Consider the following 3,586-nt stretch of genomic DNA (forward strand, 5'->3'; position numbering starts at 1 on the left):
CAGACTAACCTCCTTATCTTCATTTAGAATATTCTATCTGTCAGTGTCATTTAAACAGAGCTCATCCTTGTCTCACAATAGTACCACAAATATCATTGCATGCCTATCATCGTGAGCAGCTGATCAGGCAGCCACGTAACAAGAGATCAAACCTGCATGTGAGGGCAGCGGTATCCCCCATCGACCTGGAGTGTCTTTCCCGTAACCCATTCTGCCGCATCAGATGCCAGAAAGACCGCAGCAGCAGCAATATCCTGGGGAGTTCCCATACGCTTGATCGCCAGATGGGACATCAATTCAGCCTTTGCCGCCTCCGTGTACATTCCTGCTAAAGCCTCGGTGAGAATGGGACCTGGAGCCAAGCAATTGACGCGAATATTGAAAGGGGCAAGCTCCGATGCAAGCGAGTCAGTCAAATTGACAATAGCCGCTTTAGCCGCCCCATAGGCGGTTTGGCGTGGCGTGCCTACCAGTCCCGCGCCAGATGCCATATTGATGATAACCCCCCTCTTCTGTCCTATCATCGTCTTCATTACGGCCTGTGTACATATGACACAGGTCTTCAGGTTTATGCGTAGCACGGAGTCCCACCTATTCTCGCTGATATCCATGAATGGAGATGGAAAGCCTCCTCCCCCGACATTGTTCACCAGAATATCAATTCGCCCAAACTCTGCGATTGTCTTTTGTACCACATCTTGTACTTGTTCAGAGTTACGGACGTCTGCAGATAATGCCAGTGCCCTTCGGCCTCGAGCACGAACTTCAGCGGCAGTAGCGTCTCTGTCCTCCACTACCAGCTCGACGATGACCACATTTGCCCCGGCTTCCGCAAGGCCAAGAGCAATACCTTTACCGATACCTTTCCCTGCTCCTGTTACTATTGCCACCCTGTCTGTGAGTTGAAACTTTGAAAGAATCACTATACCAATCCCCCTTTTCTTTTCCTGGTCACTCTGGCCAATCCAGCGTACTCCTCAACTTCATAAATGAAGAGTGATCTACTGGCAATGACACATCGCACTTTTCCCCTAATCCCTCGAATTGTAGCAATTCCTGTGGTCTCAGATAACCTTCGATAAAACACCCAAAACAATTCCTGAGTTTGCCCAGGAATTGTTTTGGGTGACTTTTCTATTGGATCCCCTCCGTCCGTTTACATATCACTTTCAGCTTCTTGATTTAGCAAGAGGCGTATCTTTGGCTGATTTTTCTGGTTGATCTTCGTCCAAGGCATCTGCCCCATTTCCCCACGAATCCCACCTCAACTCACGGCCAGCAAATTCCTTGGCTATGAACTCACGTGATGCAGGTTTGTATTTCGCCGGATAAGCCCAGTACATCTGTATTGGCCCATAAGGAGGAACATTCTCCATATTGCCGGTTTGGATGTTCCACTCCACAGGGTACTTCACAGGCCTCCCTGACTTTGTGCACCAGGAAGGTAGGGTTTGCTCCATTACCCACTCAAACACCCTGCCGAGCTGCAACATCTTGTCGATATCAATGCCTACGTCAATTCCCATCTCATCCAGAGCTACAAGAACATCTTCTGTCGCGCTATTGCCGCCGCCAATTGCGTTGGTATAGTTGGGACCTGTGCCGATACCGGGGACACGTTCAACTAAGAACGCTGGTTGTCCTCCACCCATTCCTACCGAGGTTTCCACGATTCTGGCGCCAGCCAAAATCGCTGCTACATTATTTGCCAAAGCCATACCCCGGGCCTCGTGGAAATGAGATATCCTGAACTTGACCTCATTGTCGTACTTGCCGAACCGATCCACCAAGGTGGCCATGTACTCGTAAGCTCTGAGCGGGTTGCATTCCCCTGTGGTATCGCACGGGGTGAAGTTACGTATTCCCAGATCAAGGCCACGATCCATCAACTCAACGACGCTCCTGACGGGAACTGGTCCGGCGATTGGCGAGCCGTACACGCAGGATATGGCCATATCGATCTCAAAACCATTCTCCTTGGCAATCCGCACCAATTCCGGAATTTCGCGGAAGAATTCCTCTCTTGTCTTGTTGGCATTCCTTCTGCCATGCAGGTCTTCTGCAGAGATTGTGAACGCCATGAGATGCGGTCCATAACCGGCTTGCTTCGCTTGGGCTGCCCTTTCAAATGCTCTTGCATTCATGCCATAGCATTTCAGCTTGACCTCACCCTTCTTTACCGGCTCCAACGCCCATACCTTTTTCATGATATCCTCAGCATCTCTGCTTTGAGGAAGTATCTTCGGGTGTCCGAAGTTTGCCACTTCGATTGTTTTGTAGCCAGCTTTAATAAATTGCTCAGCGAACCATAGCTTGGTTTCTGTCGGAATTAACTTCGACATGTTCTGCATGCCGTCCCTGAGCAAAACCTCAACCATATCCACTTTTTGCGGTAGATACTGCTTCATATTGAATTTCATCAGATGACCTCCGAGTTTCTTAGTTGTTCTATTGCTTCCCAGGAAAAACCTCCCCAGTCCATCAAGATGTTTTCTGTATGCTGGCCGAACTCAGGGGCAGGTATCCTTAGCTTTCCAGGTGTTCTACTTAGACCAACAGGAATACCTACCATCTTGATGGGTCCGGCAGTGGGATGCTCGAAGTCCACCAGGTATTCGTTAGCAGCCATTTGAGGATCTGCAATTACATCAGCATAGTCATTTACCGGACCACAGGGAATATCCACCGTCTCCAGTTTGCTAATCCACTCATCTCTGGGTCGAGTGGCGAAGACTTTGTCTACGATAGTGATCAATTTCTCAGCATTGTCACCCCTCGCATCGATCGAATCGAAACGTGGGTCCTTTTCCAATTGCTCGATATTCAGGACTCTGCAGAAATCGGGCCAGAATCGCTGAGACTGGAGTGCAGCAAGAATGAACCACTTCCCATCTCCTGCCTTGTAGGTGTTCCACAGGGCATTGCGGACTTTTTTCCGCCCCATTTTCCCCGGCGCTTTCCCGGAGAATAGACATCTCTGAAGCGCCAGTTGCCCCATGGCCGCTTGACTTCCAAGAAGAGAGACATCCACCTCTTGACCCCGTCCGGATCGCTCTCGCTCAAAAAGGGCGATCATGATTCCATAAGCAAGAACTATTGCGCCAACCCAGTCGGCAACGCCATTGACCTGAACCAGCGGTGGCGGCTCATCCGGATCACCGCTGACGCTCAACATGCCACCTCTCCCCTGAGCTATCACGTCAAAAGACGGTTTCAGCTTATCGGGGCCGTTCTTACCAAATCCGTTGGCTGAAGCATAGATCAGTCGGGGATTAATCGCATTCAGCGTAGCATAGTCGATCTTCAATCGCTCTGCAACACCCAAGCGGAGATTCTGCACAAAGACATCCGCCTTTTCTGCCAGTCTATATAATACCTTCTGGCCCTCTTTCTTTTTAAGATCTAGGGTAATACCCATCTTGTTGCGATTGTGACACTCATAATAAGTGTTCAGGATGCTCTGATCGCTTTTCCATACCAAGCCTCTGCCCGGATCTCCTTTCTCTCGATCCTCAATCTTGACCACCTCTGCTCCCATATCTGCCAGCATCTGAGTGGCCACTGGCCCCTGTTGCCATATAGTAAG

Annotated in this window: 3 protein-coding genes; all 3 read right to left on the minus strand. The window is 49.8% G+C overall.

Annotated elements, in window-relative coordinates; translation table 11 throughout:
- Positions 1 to 146: 146 nt before the first annotated feature.
- A complete protein-coding gene (locus tag PHV74_15490) occupies positions 147 to 890 on the minus strand; it encodes an SDR family oxidoreductase (protein MDD5095756.1) in 744 nt (247 codons plus the stop codon).
- 279 nt (positions 891 to 1,169) lie between these two features.
- Positions 1,170 to 2,420 carry a hypothetical protein gene (locus tag PHV74_15495; GenBank protein ID MDD5095757.1) on the minus strand — a complete coding sequence of 417 codons (1,251 nt, stop codon included), beginning with the start codon at positions 2,418 to 2,420 and terminating at the stop codon, positions 1,170 to 1,172.
- Positions 2,420 to 3,586 (minus strand): CoA transferase (locus PHV74_15500; protein ID MDD5095758.1); only part of this gene is annotated, 1,167 nt, incomplete at its 5' end. The genes PHV74_15500 and PHV74_15495, both read right to left, overlap by 1 nt.

The organism is Dehalococcoidia bacterium (assembly GCA_028711995.1).
Taxonomy (GTDB): domain Bacteria; phylum Chloroflexota; class Dehalococcoidia; order SZUA-161; family SpSt-899; genus JAQTRE01.

What these genes read in the sequence shown, in the direction of transcription:
- PHV74_15495 (MDD5095757.1), bottom strand. Translation starts at nt 2,420, where the DNA reads ATGAAATTCAATATGAAGCAGTATCTACCGCAAAAAGTGGATATGGTT.